Source organism: Thermotoga sp. Cell2 (assembly GCF_000789375.1).
Classification (GTDB): domain Bacteria; phylum Thermotogota; class Thermotogae; order Thermotogales; family Thermotogaceae; genus Thermotoga; species Thermotoga petrophila.
Genome location: NZ_CP003409.1, coordinates 918,040 through 935,015 on the forward strand (window position 1 = coordinate 918,040; position 16,976 = coordinate 935,015).

Sequence of the window (16,976 nt, forward strand, 5' to 3'; positions counted from 1 at the left end):
TGGAGGTGAAGGAGAGTGCCGCTCACAACGAACACGATCCTTATCTGTGCAGGTGGAGCGTGTATTTCCGCCGGCGAAAAGAGTGTCAAAGATGCCTTCGAAGAAGAATTGAGAAAGTACGGCCTCGATGAAGTTGTCAGGGTGATAGAGACCGGTTGTATGGGAGCGTGTACATTGGGACCGATTGCCGTGATCTACCCGGAAAGTGTGTTTTACCAGAAACTCACACCAGACGCAGCAAGAGAGATCGTCGAAGAACACATTTTGAAGGGAAGGATCGTGGAGAAGTACCTTTACAAGGCTTCCGAAGGAAAACCTGTTCCAAGAGTTCATGAGGAAGTGCCTTTCTTCAAGAAACAGGTTAGGATCGTCACAAGGAATCTCGGTGTCATAGATCCCACGAAGATAGAGGAGTACATCGCAAGAGACGGATATTTTGCCCTTGCGAAGGCTCTTCAGATGAAACCGGAAGACGTGATAAAGGAGATAAAGGACAGCGGACTCAGAGGAAGAGGAGGAGCGGGTTTTCCAACAGGGCTCAAGTGGGAACTCGCGGCGAGGCAAAAGGCCGAGAAGAAATTCGTTGTCTGTAACGCGGACGAAGGAGACCCGGGTGCTTTCATGGACAGATCGGTTCTTGAAGGAGATCCACACGCCGTCATAGAGGGGATGGCAATAGCCGCCTACGCGATAGGTGCTCAGAAGGGGTTCGTTTATGTCAGGGCGGAGTATCCTCTCGCCATTGAAAGGCTCAACATAGCGCTGAATCAGGCAAGAGAGTACGGTTTCCTTGGAGGAAACATAATGGGAACGGATTTTTCCTTCGATATAGAGATCAGAATCGGCGCGGGTGCGTTCGTTTGTGGTGAGGAAACCGCTTTGATGGCCTCCATAGAGGGTGAGAGAGGCCAACCGAAGGTGAAGCCTCCCTATCCCGTTGAGAAGGGACTCTGGGGATACCCCACAGTGATCAACAACGTTGAAACACTTGCAAACGTACCCTGGATCATCAGAAACGGTGCGAAAGAGTTCAGAAAATACGGGACGGAGAACTCTCCGGGAACGAAAGTATTCGCTCTCGCCGGTAAAGTGAAGAACACAGGTCTTGTGGAAGTTCCCATGGGAATCACACTCAGAGAGCTCATATACGAGATTGGAGGAGGAATAGCCGGAGACAAAAAGCTGAAAGCCATCCAGACTGGGGGACCGAGCGGAGGGTGTATCCCCGCTGAGTACGTAGACACACCTGTTGATTTCGAATCCCTCCAGAAACTCGGTGCAATCATGGGTTCTGGTGGAATGATAGTGATGGACGAAGACGACTGTATGGTTGACGTCGCAAGGTTCTTCCTCGAGTTCACCGTGGAAGAATCCTGTGGAAAATGTACGCCCTGTAGAGAAGGAACGAAGAAGATGCTCGAAATCCTGGAGAAGATCACTTCCGGAGAGGGAACAGAGAAGGACATAGAAGAGCTCGAAAAGCTGGCGCATGTGGTAAAGGACACTTCCCTCTGTGGACTTGGTCAAACCGCACCGAATCCTGTTCTTTCCACACTCAGATACTTCAGAGACGAGTATCTGGCGCATGTCAAAGAGAAGAGGTGTCCATCCAAGAAGTGTAAAGCGTTGATCAGCTACGTGATTGATCCTGAAAAATGTGTTGGATGTACCGCGTGTGCGAGGGTCTGTCCGGTTCAGTGTATAAGCGGTCAGGTGAGACAGCCTCACGTGATAGATCAGGCGGAGTGTGTCAGGTGTGGTAGCTGTATCGAAGTCTGTAGATTTGGAGCTATAAGCAAGGTTACTCCAGCTCTGCCGGTGGAGGAGGCGGTAGAATGATAGGCCCAAGGGATCTTCTGAATATAGCTTTGAGGATCGAATCAACCGGTTACTCTTACTACAAGAATCTCACGGAGAAAACGGAGGGGGAAACGAAGGCACTCTTTGAACGACTGGCGGAACAAGAGAGGGACCACTCCAGAAAGTTCAAGGAGATCCTCGAAAAATACGAGCAGGATCTTAACCCATCCGATGAGGTGCTCGGTTATCTCGAAGCTCTCGCAGAGATCTCTATCTTTCCCAAGCTCGAAGAAACTCCCCCTGATGATCTGAGAGAGGCTGTGAGAAGGGCCATCGAAGTGGAAAAAGATTCCATAGTCTTTTACAGCGAAATATTGAGCTACGTACCGGAGAAAGAACCCGTTCAGGCGATCATCGATGAGGAGAAAAAGCATCTGAGGGACCTTCTGAGACTGGAAGTGTGAAGATACCCCGCCGGACGGCGGGGTTTTTGTTCAAATCATTCCACCTCTGCCAGAACGCTGACGGGTCCACCGTCCAGCCCCTTGAATCTCAAAGGAAGAGCGATCACACGTTTTATCTTCTTTCCAGCGACGGGTTCTAAATTCACATCTTCGAATATGATGATAGGTCTTTTGCTGCTGAATTTCTTCGACAAAAGCCATCTGTGCGCGGGGTAGTTTTCTTTTTCACCCAACACGATGGGATCGGCACTGAGAAAATCGAGCATGACCGCTTTGAGAGAGGGGACAGATTCCCTCAGAAAACGAGCCAACTCTTTTGAAATGCCGGGGAACATGTACCTGTAGGTTGCAGGATCTGTTCTTCTCAACTTCGCAAAACCCGATCTGAACATGAGAAGATCCACACCATTCAGATCCAGTTCTTCGATATCTTCGATGGTGAAGAGTTCCATTGGTTTCTTCTCCCTGTCCACGAGCAGGGGTTTTTCAAAAATGAAGTATTCAAGAGGTATCTGATCCAATGTCCAGCCCTCTTCACAAAAATGGTAGGGGGCGTCCACGTGTGTACCCGTGTGCGAGAAATGATGAATCATCATCGTGTTGGCGGCGTCTCCCTGTTCTATTCTGCTTTTCGGCTCAAAATAGTCTGGCGGGTTGTCCGGATAGGTCAACATTCTCTCTTCTATAGGATAAGATAATTCTATGAACACGTCTGTCACTCCCTTTCTGAAGGAGGTATCAACATGGAGTTTCTCATCTACAGTTTACCAGAGGAAGTGCTCAGAGAAGAAATGCTGGGGAACTTTTCTGTAGCTTTGAAGCTGATCGATGACTTTCTGAAAAAGGACCTCCCTTTGCTTCAGCGTGAAAGACTCATCTACGAAAAAGAGAGGATCGAAAGACTCCTCGAGGATTATCCTTTCACCGAAAAAGAAGCGATGGAAAAGATGAGGGAGATGTTCGAGGGTTTCTCAGAGGGAGAGTTCCAATATCTCATGAACGAAGGAGTACTCGACTACATCGTCGTGGAGGGTGAGAAACGATTCGAAAGGCGTTTCTTCCACAACCTCGCCTTCGTCAGATCGGAGTACAGAGAAAGACTCAGAAAAGATGAAAGAAGTGAAAAAGCCCGAAGAATTCTCCACGAACGGCTGGAGCGTCTCATAAAGGGTGAGGATCCGAAAAGATACAGAATAAGAGCGAGAATAACTTTGAAACTGAAGGAAACATCCTCCAAGCACCGCGTATGGCTTCCGTTTCCCAAGGAAAGCCTTCAGATCGAAAGTGTGAAACTTCTGAGAACAAGTCACAAAAGTTACTACATTTCTCCGAACGATGTTCCACAGAGGACCATCTACTTCGAAGGCGAAGACAGCACTTTTTTCGTGGAATTCGAGTACATTGTTAGAGAGTGGGTGAACCACGTCGATCCTGAAAGAGTTTCAGAGAAAGTTGTGGGATTTGAAGAGTTCCTGAAAGAAGAGCCTCCACACATCGTTTTTACTCCGAAACTCAGGTGGTTAACACAAACGGTGGTGGGTAGCGAGGTAAACCCGTACCTCAAAGCGAAAAGGATATACGACTGGATCACACTCAACGTGAGGTACTTCTACGTGAAACCGTATGCCCTGTACGAGAACATAACGGATTTTGTGGTGAACAACCTGAAAGGCGACTGTGGTTTTCAGGCACTTCTCTTCATAACGATGTGCAGGATCGCAGGTGTCCCCGCAAGATGGCAGTCTGGATGGTACATAAATCCGATCTTCGGTTCTCCTCACGACTGGGCACTTTTCTACGTGGAGCCCTATGGGTGGCTTCCTGCGGATCTTTCCTTTGGCGGTGCGAGGAGAGATAATGAATCTTTCAGAAGCTTCTACTTTGGAAACCTGGACGGCTTCAGAATGGTGGCAAACGACGGCTTCATGAAAGACTTCGATCCGAAAACTCGTTTTGTGAGAAGCGATCCCACAGACAACCAGGTTGGAGAGGCGGAAAGCGAAGAGAAACGTCTGCCGTTCGAAAGTACCATAGAAGTTATTAGTTTCGAGGAGGTGTGAGAGATGTCGAGGATCGTGAACGTGAAGCTTTCTCTCAAGAGATACGAATACGAAAAGCCGTTTCACATAACTGGAAGCGTATCTTCCGAAAGCAGAAATGTCGAGGTTGAAATCGTTTTGGAAAGTGGTGTCAAAGGGTACGGAGAAGCGTCTCCCTCCTTCAGAGTGAACGGTGAAAGGGTGGAAGCACTTCTTGCAATAGAAAACGCTGTGAGGGAGATGATCACAGGCATCGATGTGCGAAACTATGCCAGGATCTTCGAGATCACAGACAGGCTCTTCGGGTTTCCGAGTTTGAAAGCAGCCGTTCAATTTGCCACACTGGACGCTCTCTCTCAAGAACTTGGAACACAGGTCTGTTATCTCCTTGGAGGAAAAAGAGATGAGATAGAAACGGACAAAACAGTTGGGATAGACACCGTCGAAAACCGTGTGAAGGAGGCAAAGAAGATATTCGAAGAGGGTTTCAGAGTGATCAAGATAAAAGTTGGAGAGAATTTGAAGGAAGACATCGAAGCCGTGGAAGAGATAGCGAAAGTCACCCGCGGAGCGAAGTACATAGTTGACGCGAACATGGGATACACCCCGAAGGAGGCGGTGGAGTTCGCGAGAGCAGTATATCAAAAAGGAATAGACATCGCTGTGTACGAACAACCTGTGAGGAGGGAAGACATAGAAGGCTTGAAGTTCGTGAGGTTCCACTCTCCGTTTCCCGTCGCGGCGGACGAATCCGCGAGGACGAAGTTCGATGTGATGAGGCTTGTGAAGGAAGAAGCGGTTGATTACGTGAACATAAAACTCATGAAGTCGGGAATTTCCGACGCTCTTGCCATAGTGAAAATAGCAGAATCGTCAGGTTTGAAGCTCATGATCGGATGCATGGGAGAGTCCTCGCTCGGAATAAATCAGAGTGTTCATTTTGCGCTTGGAACGGGAGCTTTTGAGTTTCATGACCTTGACAGTCACCTGATGCTGAAGGAAGAAGTTTTCAGAGGAAAATTCATCCAGGATGGTCCGAGAATGAGGGTGAAAGATCAATGACGGTTCAGCAGTTCATAAAGAAGCTTGTGAGGCTCGTAGAGCTCGAAAGGAACGCGGAAATAAACGCAATGCTCGATGAGATGAAGCGGCTCTCGGGGGAGGAAAGAGAGAAAAAGGGTCGTGCCGTTCTGGGTCTCACAGGAAAATTTATAGGAGAAGAACTTGGATATTTCCTTGTGAGGTTTGGAAGAAGAAAGAAGATAGACACAGAAATCGGTGTGGGTGATCTTGTTCTCATAAGCAAAGGAAACCCCCTCAAGAGTGATTACACGGGAACGGTTGTGGAGAAAGGAGAGCGTTTCATCACGGTAGCGGTCGATAGGCTTCCATCGTGGAAGCTCAAAAATGTGAGGATAGACCTCTTTGCGAGCGACATCACGTTCAGAAGACAGATAGAGAACCTGATGACGCTTTCTTCGGAAGGGAAAAAAGCTCTTGAGTTTCTACTTGGAAAGAGGAAGCCAGAAGAGTCGTTTGAAGAAGAGTTCACTCCCTTCGATGAAGGATTGAACGAGAGTCAGAGGGAAGCGGTTTCCCTTGCCCTCGGAAGTTCTGATTTCTTTCTCATACACGGCCCCTTCGGCACGGGAAAGACCAGAACACTCGTGGAGTACATAAGACAGGAAGTAGCACGTGGAAAGAAAATTCTGGTCACAGCGGAGAGTAACCTTGCTGTGGACAACCTCGTGGAGAGGCTCTGGGGGAAAGTGTCTCTGGTGAGAATTGGCCATCCTTCGCGCGTGTCCTCTCACCTGAAGGAGTCCACACTCGCACATCAAATCGAAACAAGCAGTGAGTACGAGAAGGTAAAGAAGATGAAGGAAGAACTCGCAAAGTTGATCAAAAAAAGGGACAGTTTCACAAAACCTTCACCGCAGTGGAGAAGAGGGCTCAGCGACAAGAAGATCCTGGAGTACGCAGAGAAGAACTGGAGTGCCAGGGGAGTTTCCAAGGAAAAGATAAAGGAGATGGCAGAGTGGATAAAGTTAAACAGCCAGATTCAAGATATCAGGGACCTCATAGAACGCAAAGAGGAAATAATAGCGAGCAGGATAGTACGGGAAGCGCAGGTTGTGCTTTCAACCAATTCGTCCGCAGCTCTGGAAATACTATCGGGAATAGTCTTCGATGTGGTAGTTGTTGACGAGGCCTCTCAGGCAACTATCCCAAGCATCCTCATTCCCATATCGAAAGGCAAAAAGTTCGTCCTCGCTGGGGATCACAAACAGCTTCCACCCACGATACTCTCAGAAGACGCGAAGGATCTTTCGAGAACACTGTTTGAAGAACTCATAACTCGATATCCCGAGAAGTCTTCTCTTCTCGATACCCAGTACAGAATGAACGAACTTTTGATGGAGTTTCCGAGTGAAGAATTTTACGACGGAAAACTGAAAGCGGCCGAGAAAGTCAGAAACATAACGCTCTTCGACCTTGGAGTGGAGATACCGAACTTTGGAAAGTTCTGGGATGTTGTTCTCTCCCCAAAAAACGTTCTGGTCTTCATAGACACAAAGAACAGATCTGACAGATTTGAAAGGCAAAGGAAAGACTCTCCCTCGAGAGAGAATCCATTAGAAGCACAGATCGTGAAAGAGGTTGTGGAAAAGCTTCTCTCCATGGGGGTGAAGGAGGATTGGATCGGGATCATCACTCCCTACGATGATCAGGTGAATCTCATAAGAGAGTTGATCGAAGCGAAAGTAGAAGTACACAGTGTGGATGGTTTTCAGGGAAGGGAAAAAGAGGTCATCATCATCTCATTTGTGCGTTCGAACAAAAACGGTGAAATAGGGTTCCTCGAAGATCTGAGAAGACTCAACGTCTCACTCACACGGGCGAAAAGAAAACTGATAGCAACGGGAGATTCGAGCACGCTCTCTGTCCATCCAACTTACAGAAGATTTGTAGAGTTTGTGAAAAAGAAGGGAACTTACGTGATCTTTTGATATGAGAGTCTATAACAAAAACATCCCCCCACTCATGTGGGGGTTATTTTTTCGTACATTTAAGGAAGTATTGAAACAGCTTGAGGAGATTTACTCATCACCTGGATATGTTTAGTTTCCATACCTCTAAGGAATTATTGAAACAAACGGACGAACGGTGTCGGCCAAAGTAAGGAGGATGTTTCCATACCTCTAAGGAATTATTGAAACATAGGCTGGACAGGTGCATAGGCCTCTTCGAGTTCGAGTTTCCATACCTCTAAGGAATTATTGAAACCTGTCGAATCTTATTTTTGCTTTTCCTTGCAATACATGTTTCCATACCTCTAAGGAATTATTGAAACTTACTCAAAGAGACATGCGCGAAATTATCCAAGGGTGTTTCCATACCTCTAAGGAATTATTGAAACGCTATTATGGTAGTAATTATAGATCTGTGTATCAGATGTTTCCATACCTCTAAGGAATTATTGAAACTGTTCGTGAAACCCGAGTGGCTCATGGGTTGGCTACTCAACTGTTTCCATACCTCTAAGGAATTATTGAAACTTGGAGAGAGCAAGAGGCAAATACTACTACATGGTGTTTCCATACCTCTAAGGAATTATTGAAACAAGCAATTCCTGGAAGAGGGGGGAGATGATGCTTAAGTTTCCATACCTCTAAGGAATTATTGAAACGGCGCTAATGTCTTGACAAAGTTTGTCTCCAAAGGGTTTCCATACCTCTAAGGAATTATTGAAACTCGAGTTTCGTAGTATATTCCAAAAATTCTTCGCCGGTTTCCATACCTCTAAGGAATTATTGAAACAGTAACCTACAAATTGAAGTAGAAGGAGGTGTTGCAGTTTCCATACCTCTAAGGAATTATTGAAACACGTTTCTTACACCTCTTCTCGAAGGTTCAGTCTTTCTGTTTCCATACCTCTAAGGAATTATTGAAACTACGTTAACATAAAATCCCCCCCTTCGATTATAAATGTTTCCATACCTCTAAGGAATTATTGAAACTAAAGAAATGGTTGGAAGGCGGTGACGAGTATGAAGGTTTCCATACCTCTAAGGAATTATTGAAACTCTTGTGAACAACCTCGTTTCCGGAACACAGAACAAGGTTTCCATACCTCTAAGGAATTATTGAAACGTTTTACAAAAAAGAATATTTTTTCAAAATCAACCGGTTTCCATACCTCTAAGGAATTATTGAAACCCGTTGAGTTCAAGAGAAATTATACCACAAACACACTCTGAAAGCAAGATGTTTTTTGACCTTCCATATCCTTCCTTTCCATAAACCATTCTAACACACAAGAGAGCACCTTCAAGTACTGTTTGGAAAAATGGAATAATTGCATAGTCAAACAAGAAAAGAACACAAGCAAAAAACAGAAGATAAATTATATCAACCTACGTCAGGGCATTTTGGAGTGTTTCTGGTAAAAATCGATTAGTTCCATGTTTCACAAATAGATGAAAGAAGGTATTCCTCAGTGTGTTAGAAGTTAACTGTTAACTTCTTGAATTCAAAGCGCTTACACGTCATCGATTACCACAAATTCTCTTCATATTGTCTCTTCATATCATCCATTATTCCTTTTTTAACGCATAGCTTCCGGTACCACAAACCCGCATGAAATTTTTCGTTACCGGTAATTGCATACTCTGTATCGTTCTTCCAATGCCAAGTACACGCATCACCCACTTTGTGAATGATTGGAACTAACCTGGTTTGTATGCATAAAAGTTAATTAGTAAATATCAATAATTTTCAAGTTAATTTTTAATATCAAAAACCAAAGAGGCGGGATTGCCCCGCCTCAACCTGAACTCTTCGAACTGTTCCAGTTACTCTCTCACGTACCTCTGCGAATCGTCGTACTCTTCTATTTTCCCGTTCAGAACATTCTGGATGTACTCAATGACGGCGTCTGACATGAGGTATCCCGTGTCGTATCCGTCCCACTCTTTGAACATGACATAACCGTCTCCACCACCTGCCATGTAGTTGTTTGTGACCACTTTGTACTTTTTCTCTGGATCGAGCGGCTCTCCGTTCACGAGAACTTCTACGACTTTTCCGTCTTTGATCTTCCAAGTGAGGCCGGAAACCTGGAGGAACGCACCTTTACCTTCCGGAATGGTAGCGGCGTACTCGAGCACTTTCATGATCTGTTCACCGGTGAGTTCCAGTACGTAGAGAGTGTTTCCAAACGGAAGAACCGTCAGTATATCTCTCACAGTGATCTTTCCAGGTTTTATAGAGGCTCTGATACCTCCACCGTTTGTGAAAGCGATATCCGCTCCCACTTTCCATCTCATGGCGTCCGCTATGAGGTTGGCAAGATTCGTGCTTTTCGATCTGACGTGTTCTCTTTCACCATCGAGGTAGATCTTCGTCTCTCCTATGACGGTATCGAGTTTTTCATTTCCCACTTTCTTGAAGTATTCAAGAGCCTTTGCGACGTATCTGTTTTCGAGGTACGGCTTCCCGAGGTACCTGTACTTTTCGTTTTCGTACACCTTCAAATTAACGGGTATCGCCTCCCAGTGCCACGCCACAATCTTTCCGTCTTCGATGTCCAGATCGAGTCTTCCAACGTACTTTCCATATTCTCCGGCCGAGGCTATTATCTTTCCTTCCACAACGTCAGATCCAAGTACGTGGCTGTGCCCCGCTATCACAACGTCTATTCCCTCAACTCCTGCCAGCTGGTGTGTCGTGGTGATGTCTTCCTTCTTCGGCTCTCCCCAGTCAAGGTGCGCAAGAGCGATCACAACATCTGCCTGTTTTTTCAATTCGGGTGCTATTTTCTGGGCCACTTTCAGGGCGTTTTCGAACCTCAGGCCTTCGAGGTAGAGGGGTTCCAGGATCTCCGTTTCTTCTGTGGTGAAGCCGATGATGGCGATTTTCAGCTCACCGAGATCTTCGACGATGTATGGTTTGAAGAACGGTTCACCATCTTCTTTCACTATGTTCGCTGAAAGGAACGGAAAATCTGCGAATTTCATCTGTTTTTCGAGTACTTCCCTTGGATTGTCGAACTCGTGGTTTCCAACGGCCATGGCTTTGAGTCCCATCATGTTGAATCCAACGATGTCCGGTATGGCATCCTGAAGATCGGACTCTGGAACACCGGTGTTCAGGTCTCCCGCATGGAGAAAGATCACGTACCCACCCTGACTCTCGACTTCCCTTTTCACCTCTTCTACGATCGTTGCGATAGTTGCAAGGCCCCCAATTCCGGGATTACGATACTCATCGAATGCCCAGGCATGGCCGTGTGTGTCGTTGACGTGAAGGATGGTGAGCCTTGCACCAAGAAGCAGAGCGGTTATCAGCAAAGCCAGAAGGATCACCAGGAACTTTCTCATGATATCACCCCCTTCAAAGATTTTAACTCTAATGTGTTAACATATTGTGGGACTTTGTTAAGGAGGTTTCACTCGTGACGGTGGATCCATCTCACACGATTCCCGTGAGCGTGACCGGCGCGTTTTGTTCGCTCAACTGCCCTCACTGTGGAGCACACTATTTGAGACACATGATCTCCGTGGATGAAATTCCAGCCCTTGTGAAGAAAGGCTACAGAAGCTTTCTGATAAGCGGTGGAATGCTTCCAGATGGTTCAATTCCGTTTGAAAAGTATTACGAACATTTGAAGGAGCTGAAAGAATCCCACGGTCTTCTTTACAACTTTCACGTGGGGTTTCAAAAGTCCAAGGTTGCAAAGGAGCTGGCTGACGTCGTTTCTATGGATTTCTTCGGTGATGAAACCGTTTTGAAAAGCATCTACGGACTCGCATTGACTCCACAGGAAATTTTAGATATCGCTCACTTTTATGAGAACGTGGTGTTTCACATCACGGTAGGAATAACGGGTGGAAAGATCACCCACGAAGAAAAAGCGCTCGAGATCCTGTCTCAGGAGACAGACACCGTTGTTTTGAACGTGTTCATTCCAACTCCCGGAACGAAGTTTGGAAAATCTTTCCCACCGGATCTCCAGGAGGTTGTGAAACTCTTCGAGAAGGCAAGAAAACTGTTCAAAAGAGTAATCCTCGGCTGTATGCAACCGAGGGGGGAATACAGAAAGAAGCTTCAAAGCGAGTTGAAAGATCTCGTGGATGTCATCACAAAGCCCGTCGGCGGGACGGGTGAGTTCAAAGGATGCTGTGCCTTCATCGGCCGAGGGTGAAAGTGACTTTCCCTGGTCCCATGTCGAACGTTTGTCCGAGTGCCAGAACGGTCGCAAGTTCAACTGGGAGGCCGTTTCTTGCGATCTTTTCTACGGTTGTCTTCACATCGTACCTGACACGCACTATTTCAAAGCTGACCGTACCGTTTTCAACATCAACGATCATGTAAGACGCTCTCGGGTCCCCGTCTTTCGGTCTTCCGGCGCTTCCTGGGTTCAAAACGAGCTTTCCCATAACCCATTTCACCATGGGAAGGTGAGTGTGTCCGTTCACAACAACATTCTCTTCGACCGATTCCACGATCTTCTTCAGCCTGTCTGGAGGAGTGTTGGGCTTCACGTACTCGAGGAGTTCGTTTAGAGGACTTCCATGAACGAGCAAGAATCTGACTCCTTCAACTTCGAAACTCAGCTTTTTGGGAAGATTTCTCAAAAATTCTCTGGTTTTCTCAGAAGTGTTTTCGATCGACCACTTGAGGGAGATGTCTCCAACCTCTGTTTCCCTTCCGGGCGCGTAGGAACAACCACAGCTCTCTTTGGAATAGCCAACGGCATCGTCGTAGTTTCCCATAATCGTTTTGATGTTTTTTTCCATGATTGTCTGTACAACAGCTTCAGGATCGGGTCCATAGCCGACCAAATCTCCAAGGCAGAACACTTCATCGACACCTTTGTTCTCCATGTCCTCCAGAACGGCCTTCAACGCTTCGAAATTTCCATGAACATCTCCAAAGAAGGCAAGCCTCATTTTGTCACCCTCAACTATAAAGCGTGATTTTTTTAGGTTTTCTTTAAGAACTGTAAAGTTCTTTCAAGTCTTTTCAGTGTTCTTTCTTTTCCCAGCACCTCTATGGTTTCAAAAAGACCGGGTGTTACCAGCTTTCCAGTAACCGCTCCTCTTATGAGCTGAAAGACCACCTTTTTCGATGCCAGACCCTTTTCAGAAAGATCTCTCAATGTTTTTTCTATCTCTTCCATATTCCAGCTGTTGAGATCTTTGAAGGCTTTTTTTGCTTCTTCAAGCACCCTTTCGGCTTCTTCTCTCTTCAAAAATTTCTCTACATAGTCCTTTTCGTATTCGTAATCGTCGTTCATGAACGGATACATGATGTCGTACAGCTGAGAGAGTGTGTTCACCTTTTCCCGACATATACGGAGGGTCTCTGAGAAGTATCTTTCATCCACGGAGGGGATTTCTTTTCCCGCGTACTTTGCCCATTCGATGAATTCCCTCTTCAGGTCTTCGAGATCGATTCTTCTCATGTGCTTTCCGTTCACCCATTCGAGTTTCTGGTAATCGAATATGACTCCCTTGTTCGAAATATCTTTTGGATCGAATGACTGAAGTTTCTCTTCTATAGTGAAGATTTCGTCTCCTTCCACTCTCCATCCGAGAAGTGCAAGATAGTTCATCAAAGCCCTGCTCAAAATGCCCTCCCTTCTGAAGTGTTCAACGGAAGTGGCGCCATGTCTTTTACTCAAAGGCGTTCTGTCCGATCCAAGGATGAGTGGAATGTGCATGAAGACGGGTGCTTCCCATCCGAAAGCCTCGTATATCATGAGCTGTTTTGGGGTGTTAGAAAGGTGATCTTCACCGCGAAACACATGGGAGATTCTCATGAGATGATCGTCCACCACGACCGCAAAATTATAGGTGGGAAATCCGTTCGACTTCATGATGATGAAATCTTCTAAGGTGGAGTTATCGAATTCCATGTAGCCTTTCAGAAGATCCTCGAAGGAAGTCTTTCCGGGAAGAACTTTGAATTTTATGGTAACGGGATGCCCTTTCTCCTTGTATTCGTGGGGATACTCGTAAGTTGTGAAGAGCTCTTTAGAGGGATCTTCCTTATCGTAAACCACGTAATAAGCCCTCTTATCTTCCACCAGTTTCTCAGCGTATTCTCGGTAGATCTCGAGTCTTTCGCTCTGTCGATAGGGTCCGAAATCTCCACCTATGTCAGGCCCTTCGTCCCAATCGAGACCGCACCACCTCAAAGATTCCAGGATCTGCTGTTCGTATTCTCTTGAGCTTCTCTCAGTATCGGTGTCTTCTATTCGAAGGATAAACTTTCCACCCTCTTTTCTTGCGAACATCCAGTTGAACAGAGCGGTTCTGGCTCCACCTACGTGGAGATGGCCTGTTGGACTCGGGGCGAACCTGACTCTCACCAATTCAAAGCACCTCCTGATTTTTTTGATCCGACTTCTAATATATCAAAAAAAGCCCCGGTGATGAACACCGGGGCCTGGATTCGGTTTCGACCTCTATTATCTAACAGGTCTCACATTGACAGCCTGAGGTCCTTTGGTACCTTTCTGGACTTCGAACTCGACTGTTTCGTTTTCCCTGAGGGTCTTGAAACCGTCCATCTGGATCGCTGACCAGTGAACGAAGATGTCCTCTCCGTTCTCCATGGTGATAAAACCGTAGCCTTTCTTGGAGTCAAACCACTTAACCGTACCTCTCATGAAAAAATCACTCCTTCTTAAAAATCTTTCCGCTCAAGGCGGCACCTCCTAAGTGTACACCCCGGATACGGCTTTGTCAAAATCTCTGTATTCTTCATCAGAAGGGGTTTACGGTGTTTTGAAATCTTAGTTTTATCCTAAAGACATATTTATTTAACTTAATGGGTCTTTCTATGAAAGAGTTTTTTACCTATTCTTTATATGCATAACCATATCCCGTTGAGGAGGAGTCCATGATGGAATACTGGATTAGAAGAGCCCTTGAAGTAGTGAAAACGCCTTTTCTTCTTTTCGATCTGTCGGTCGTGGAAAAGAAATATCTGGAGATGAAAGCTGCTCTCAAAAAAGCGGATATTTACTACGCTGTGAAGGCAAACTCCCACCCGCGTATTATATCCCTTCTTGCCAGGTTGGGGAGTAATTTCGATGTGGCTTCCAAGGGGGAGATAGAAAAGCTCCTCGCACTTGGTGTGGATGGGAAGAGAATGAGTTTTGGTAACACCATAAAAAGAGAGGAAGACATCGCGTTCGCGTACAAAAACGGTATAAGGCTCTTTGCAGTGGATAGTGAGATGGAAGTGGAAAAAGTCGCTATAAATGCTCCTGGAAGCTTCGTTTTTGTGAGAGTGGAAACGGATGGTGCAGACGCAGACTGGCCCCTTTCCAGAAAGTTTGGAACCAATCCAGAGCATGCTCTTCAGCTTCTCTCCTATGCTTCGAAGATGAAACTGATCCCCGCGGGATTGAGTTTTCACGTGGGATCTCAGAATTTGAATCCTGAAAGCTGGAAAAAGGCGATAGAGATCGCGGGGAGAGTGTTCAAAAAAGCCATGAGATCCGGTTTGAATCTTTTCCTCTTGAACGTTGGTGGAGGCTTTCCTGTTCAGCACACAAAGCCAATTCCAAGTATGGAAGAAATAGGAAAGGCAATCGAAGAGGCGATAGACGAAAACCTCTGGTTTGTCCACAATTTGAAAGTGATAGCCGAGCCCGGAAGGTACATGGTCGGAGAAGCAGGCTGGCTTGTCACAAAAGTGCTTTTGAAGAGCGAAAGATCAGGTGAAAAATGGGTTTACATCGACGCGGGAGTATTTCACGGGCTCGCAGAAACTATCCAAAACTTCGAGTACGAAATCAGAGTCCTCGGAAAAGAAAGAGAAGAGCTCGAAGAGTACCATCTGGCGGGTCCCACTTGTGACAGCGTGGATGTGATATACGACAGAATCTTTCTTCCAAAGAGCATCACTCTGAACGACCTTGTGTGCTTCATAAACGCGGGGGCTTACACGGTTGAGTACAACACCCGTTTCAACGGAATAGAACCTCCAAAGATGGTTTTCATCGAAGAACTCACGGAGATCTCAATAGAGGAGAAAATCAAAACACGAGTGCTGGATTGAATCATCCCTCAACGATTTTTACATAAACGCTCCTCGTCCTCGGGCCGTCGAATTCGCAGAAATATATTCCCTGCCAGGTTCCGAGGAGAGGGCGTCCGTTTTCTATTATGAGCGTGACAGAAGATCCCACCAGAGACGCTTTTATATGAGAGTCGGCGTTTCCTTCCAGATGTGTGTAACCAGCCGACGGTGGAACCAGTTTGTTCAGCGTGTTCATTATGTCCTGTCTCACACTCGGGTCTGCGTTTTCGTTTATTGTGATACCCGCGGTGGTGTGCGGAACGAAAACCACGCAGATACCGTTTCTCACTTTAGATTCTTCTATGAATTTCACAATCTCCGAAGTGATATCCACGAACTGCGTTCGCGAAGAGGTCCGAACTGTGAGTCTTTTAAGCATCTATTTCCCCCCTCTTCATTTGAAAAACACATTTGTGATTATCACCACATGACCTTCTCTTTCTTCGAGATCTATCTTTATCTTTTCTTTTTCAACGTTGAAAGTCTCGGAAAGCCAGCTGGCGATTCTCTCTTTTATCTTATCCGAATTCTTGTCGAGTATCTCTTTTGGAATGATCTCTGTTATGTTCATCTGTCTTCTTTTTGTTGTCCCAACTATCTGTTCCAGCCTTTTTTTAGCGGTTTCTCTGCTTTTGTTTTTCTTTCCGAACTCCCAGAACAGGAACTTCATAATATCATCCCCTCTTGAGTTTTGAGAAGAAGTCTTTCAGCGTGTCGATGAGACCCTTTGAGACGGTGACGAAATCGTTCTCTAGAGGAACACCCTCTCCCCGAATTCTTCTTGCGAGGTTTTCGAAGTTTTTGGAAATCCTCGAATTTCCGTTTAATGAAACCGGGATTCCTGTGTTTGAAGCAACTATGATATCTTCTGAGTCCGGTATAACGGCTATGATCTCCAGTGACAGTGTGTGTTTGATATCGTCAGTGGTGAGCATCTCTCCCTTTTTCACCATGTGCGGTTTGAATCTGTTTATGATCACGTTTATCTTCTCATCGGAAAATCCGAAGTTTTCCAGAAGACCGATCACACGATCCGCGTCAGAAATCGCAGGGAGTTCCGGAGTTGTGACAACAAGCACTCTCTCAGCTGGGGCAACAGCATTTCTGAATCCCCTTTCGATACCGGCCGGAGAATCGATTATGATGTAGTCGAAGTGTGGTATCAGTTCTTTCACAATGGCCTTCATGTCGTTCGGCGAGATCATTTCTTTCGTAGCTATCTGCGAAGCAGGAAGAAGATACAGATTCTTCAGCATTTTGTGTTTGACAAGGGCCTCTTGGGGAGAGACCTTACCGTTCACTACATCGATCATGGTGTAAACGATTCTGTTTTCCAACCCAAGAACTATGTCCAGATTTTTCAATCCTATGTCGGCATCGATGAGACACACCTTCTCCCCGAGTTTGGCCAGGGCGCATCCGAGATTGGCCGTTATGGTGGTTTTACCCACCCCTCCTTTTCCGGAAGTCACTACTATGACATTTCCCATCAATCCCACCCTTTCTCGTTCACCTGAACAGTTTTCTTCCCAAAATATTGTACAATAAAATGTGATCATACAAAAAAAGGAGT

Annotated in this window: 15 protein-coding genes and 1 CRISPR repeat array; of the genes, 7 read left to right on the forward strand and 8 right to left on the reverse strand. The window is 46.0% G+C overall.

Annotated features, from left to right (window positions below; translation table 11 throughout):
- The first annotated feature begins 15 nt into the window (after positions 1-15).
- Both nuoF and CELL2_RS04660 read left to right on the forward strand, forming a co-directional pair.
- Complete coding sequence (nuoF, locus tag CELL2_RS04655) at positions 16-1,839, forward strand: NADH-quinone oxidoreductase subunit NuoF (RefSeq protein ID WP_038033192.1); 1,824 nt, start codon at positions 16-18, stop codon at positions 1,837-1,839.
- The gene (locus tag CELL2_RS04660; RefSeq protein ID WP_011943484.1) at positions 1,836-2,264 is read left to right on the forward strand and encodes a ferritin family protein; all 429 of its coding nucleotides are present in this window, start codon (positions 1,836-1,838) and stop codon (positions 2,262-2,264) included. The genes nuoF and CELL2_RS04660 overlap by 4 nt, the downstream gene beginning before the upstream one ends.
- A 35-nt stretch (positions 2,265-2,299) precedes the next feature.
- Here CELL2_RS04660 and CELL2_RS04665 read toward each other — a convergent pair whose 3' ends face one another.
- Positions 2,300-2,974 carry a cyclase family protein gene (locus tag CELL2_RS04665; protein WP_011943485.1) on the reverse strand — a complete coding sequence of 225 codons (675 nt, stop codon included), beginning with the start codon at positions 2,972-2,974 and terminating at the stop codon, positions 2,300-2,302.
- Between the two features lie 33 nt (positions 2,975-3,007).
- On the opposite strand from CELL2_RS04665, the gene CELL2_RS04670 reads away from it, so the two are divergent.
- The 3 genes from CELL2_RS04670 to CELL2_RS04680 are packed head-to-tail and all read left to right on the forward strand — an operon-like array spanning position 3,008 to position 7,314.
- A complete protein-coding gene (locus CELL2_RS04670; protein ID WP_038033191.1) occupies positions 3,008-4,324 on the forward strand; it encodes a transglutaminase-like domain-containing protein in 1,317 nt (438 codons plus the stop codon).
- Positions 4,325-4,327: 3 nt separating this feature from the next.
- Positions 4,328-5,365 (forward strand): L-Ala-D/L-Glu epimerase, encoded by a 1,038-nt coding sequence (locus CELL2_RS04675; protein WP_012310829.1) that lies wholly within the window; start codon positions 4,328-4,330, stop codon positions 5,363-5,365.
- On the forward strand, positions 5,362-7,314 hold the full coding sequence (locus CELL2_RS04680; RefSeq protein WP_010865024.1) for an IGHMBP2 family helicase: 1,953 nt from the start codon (positions 5,362-5,364) through the stop codon (positions 7,312-7,314). The genes CELL2_RS04675 and CELL2_RS04680 overlap by 4 nt, the downstream gene beginning before the upstream one ends.
- 47 nt (positions 7,315-7,361) lie before the next feature.
- Positions 7,362-8,524: a CRISPR direct-repeat array (repeat unit 30 nt; unit sequence GTTTCCATACCTCTAAGGAATTATTGAAAC).
- A gap of 635 nt (positions 8,525-9,159) precedes the next feature.
- Here the strand turns inward: CELL2_RS04680 and CELL2_RS04685 are convergent.
- Entirely contained in the window at positions 9,160-10,686 is a 1,527-nt protein-coding gene (locus CELL2_RS04685; RefSeq protein ID WP_038033189.1) for a bifunctional UDP-sugar hydrolase/5'-nucleotidase, read from the reverse strand.
- A gap of 74 nt (positions 10,687-10,760) precedes the next feature.
- Here CELL2_RS04685 and CELL2_RS04690 point away from each other — a divergent pair, with 74 nt between their 5' ends.
- Complete coding sequence (locus tag CELL2_RS04690) at positions 10,761-11,510, forward strand: radical SAM protein (RefSeq protein ID WP_004082428.1); 750 nt, start codon at positions 10,761-10,763, stop codon at positions 11,508-11,510.
- Here CELL2_RS04690 and CELL2_RS04695 read toward each other — a convergent pair.
- The 3 genes from CELL2_RS04695 to CELL2_RS04705 form a co-directional block, all read right to left on the reverse strand.
- Positions 11,494-12,258, reverse strand: coding sequence for a metallophosphoesterase (locus tag CELL2_RS04695; RefSeq protein ID WP_004082427.1), 765 nt, complete (start codon positions 12,256-12,258; stop codon positions 11,494-11,496). The two genes, CELL2_RS04690 and CELL2_RS04695, sit on opposite strands and share 17 nt — an antisense overlap.
- A 32-nt stretch (positions 12,259-12,290) precedes the next feature.
- Entirely contained in the window at positions 12,291-13,685 is a 1,395-nt protein-coding gene (gltX, locus tag CELL2_RS04700) for a glutamate--tRNA ligase (protein ID WP_004082426.1), read from the reverse strand.
- A gap of 96 nt (positions 13,686-13,781) precedes the next feature.
- Positions 13,782-13,982 carry a cold shock domain-containing protein gene (locus tag CELL2_RS04705; RefSeq protein WP_004082425.1) on the reverse strand — a complete coding sequence of 67 codons (201 nt, stop codon included), beginning with the start codon at positions 13,980-13,982 and terminating at the stop codon, positions 13,782-13,784.
- Between the two features lie 233 nt (positions 13,983-14,215).
- Between CELL2_RS04705 and CELL2_RS04710 the strand changes: the two genes are divergently transcribed.
- Entirely contained in the window at positions 14,216-15,382 is a 1,167-nt protein-coding gene (locus tag CELL2_RS04710; protein ID WP_004082424.1) for a type III PLP-dependent enzyme, read from the forward strand.
- A 1-nt stretch (position 15,383) separates the two neighbouring features.
- Here CELL2_RS04710 and CELL2_RS04715 read toward each other — a convergent pair whose 3' ends face one another.
- Genes CELL2_RS04715 through minD form a run of 3 tightly spaced genes read right to left on the reverse strand, consistent with a single transcriptional unit; the run spans position 15,384 to position 16,893 of the window.
- A complete protein-coding gene (locus CELL2_RS04715) occupies positions 15,384-15,782 on the reverse strand; it encodes a secondary thiamine-phosphate synthase enzyme YjbQ (protein ID WP_004082423.1) in 399 nt (132 codons plus the stop codon).
- 15 nt (positions 15,783-15,797) lie between these two features.
- Positions 15,798-16,073 (reverse strand): hypothetical protein, encoded by a 276-nt coding sequence (locus CELL2_RS04720; RefSeq protein ID WP_004082422.1) that lies wholly within the window; start codon positions 16,071-16,073, stop codon positions 15,798-15,800.
- 4 nt (positions 16,074-16,077) lie between these two features.
- A complete protein-coding gene (minD, locus tag CELL2_RS04725) occupies positions 16,078-16,893 on the reverse strand; it encodes a septum site-determining protein MinD (protein WP_004082421.1) in 816 nt (271 codons plus the stop codon).
- Positions 16,894-16,976: the final 83 nt, after the last annotated feature.